Source organism: Weissella oryzae SG25, assembly GCF_000691805.2.
In the GTDB taxonomy this organism is placed as follows: Bacteria; Bacillota; Bacilli; order Lactobacillales; family Lactobacillaceae; genus Weissella; species Weissella oryzae.
Genome location: NZ_DF820523.1, coordinates 1 through 1,286, shown reverse-complemented (window position 1 = coordinate 1,286; position 1,286 = coordinate 1). Strand labels below are relative to the sequence as shown.

The 1,286-nt window shown below is 40.7% G+C and carries 1 protein-coding gene and 1 pseudogene; both read left to right on the top strand.

Features of this window, described 5'->3' with window-relative positions; genetic code table 11:
* Positions 1-1,072 (top strand): annotated as a pseudogene (locus tag TT13_RS11460) (collagen-like protein); the annotation flags it as partial.
* A 14-nt stretch (positions 1,073-1,086) separates the two neighbouring features.
* On the top strand, positions 1,087-1,286 hold a 200-nt coding region (locus TT13_RS10815), incomplete at its 3' end, for a hypothetical protein (RefSeq protein ID WP_027699953.1).

Sequence of the window (1,286 nt, the reverse complement as noted above, 5' to 3'; positions counted from 1 at the left end):
CCATACTAACAAAGTAGCCGACACTGCTATGGCCTTTAGTTTCCGTTTAGTTTCCGACGGTGAAAACCAGAGTTTGACTGATAAAACAGTTACTGTAAATATTGCTAATTCAAGTGGCTACTTATTTACAATTACGCCGATGGTAAAGAATGATGTTGTTAACATGAAGTTTACCGATAAGCTGCTCGAACAGCTGACAGCAGATAATACTTATCAATTCGAAGTGTACGTGACTGATGCCAATAACGAAGTAGCTATTTACCCGTCTGAGGGTGCAATGAGTTTTACAGTGGTTAAAAACCTTAAAGAGGTCAATGGAAAGCTAGTCCCGCAGATAACTATTGATTCGGTTATTGAACAGGTTACTAAGTATGTAGATACCAAAATGAATGAGATTGCTAAAGGCAAAGATGGTGATTCGGCATATCAGGTAGCTTTAAATGACGGTTTCACAGGTACCGAAGAAGAATGGCTTAAATCTTTGCAAGGTGAGCAAGGAGAACCTGGACCACCAGGAAAACAAGGCGATAAGGGAGACCCAGGTGAACCAGGAAAGCAAGGTGACAAAGGTGACCCAGGAAAACCAGGGATCACCGTGCCACTAAACGAATATGGTATTTTAATTAGGAAGAGTGGACCAATGGCATGTTTTATTGACCGTGAAGCTGACCCATGGCGAATCGTATTTGATAACGGTTCTTACATGACATTAGATGATTATCCGGCTCATCCAGGTGAAAAGGCTAATACGGTTTATGGTTGGGGCTTTGCTGGAGGCTGGAGTAATTCGCTTGATGATTATCCTATTACCGGTAATCTTTTAAAAATGGCTTGGGGCATGATTTCTATTGAAACGTGGAAAAAGGCAGCTCCGGGTAAGTTAGGCTATTGGGGACGAGCAACAATAACCAATCCAGTTAATAGTTTAGACAACTACGACTGGAGTAAAGCAACTCTTGGTATTTCAGGCGGCCCATATGATGCCAAGCAAATCAGCGTTATTAAGATTGCTTACCAGCTTGGTATTTGGTCAGGTAAAGATGTTGAAGGTTTGGGAGCAATTAAAAAATAAGGAAGTAGGTTTTTATGGGGAATTTTTGGCCTCATGATGCAATCGGTTGGATAGGCATAATTGGTCCTAGTTTAGGGGTGCTAGCTTGGATTTTAAAAACGTATGTAAAAGACCCAATGGATAGATTAAGCGGTAAATTTGAGCAACTTGAACATACTACTGATGAGCGATTGGATAATCATGAGAAGCGTATTTATGCACTAGAATTTAAGGA